The sequence below is a fragment of the Corallococcus exercitus genome (genome assembly GCF_003611585.1).
GTDB classification, from domain to species: Bacteria; Myxococcota; Myxococcia; order Myxococcales; family Myxococcaceae; genus Corallococcus; species Corallococcus exercitus.
The window spans coordinates 1-423 of sequence record NZ_RAVW01000910.1; the positions used below are offsets into that span (position 1 = coordinate 1).

A 423-nucleotide genomic window follows, 5' to 3' on the forward strand; every position below is an offset into this window, starting at 1 on the left:
GCCCAGACAAACGCGCCAAGAATATTTAGCGGTAAAAAGATCTTCGGCGGCAGGTGACTGGCGCCAATCAGTAAGGGACCAATAACGCGAAAGCCGTACATAAAGCGCGTACCGACTACAGACAGGTAAGGACGTCGCTGGATTATCTTCTGTTCGTAATCAATTTTCGCCTGGTGGCGCGAGAAACGCTGCAAAATTTTGCCGCCAAGACGACGTCCGAGTAAATAAAGCAACTGATCGCCAATCATCCCGCCCAGCGCGACCGAGAGTACCACCAGGGGAAATTTCAGGACGCCCTGATGCGCCGCAACGCCGCCTAACAGGGTAATGGTTTCGCCTTCCGCCAGACTGCCGATGATTAACGCAGCATAGCCGTATTGCGCAACATAATGATTTATATCCATACGATTGTATGACCTCCAC

The 423-nt window shown here is 51.8% G+C and carries 1 protein-coding gene; it reads right to left on the reverse strand.

Features of this window, described 5'->3' with window-relative positions:
* Window positions 1–404 (reverse strand): DedA family protein (locus tag D7W79_RS42820; protein WP_147442398.1); only part of this gene is annotated, 404 nt, incomplete at its 3' end.
* Between the last annotated feature and the right edge of the window lie 19 nt (window positions 405–423).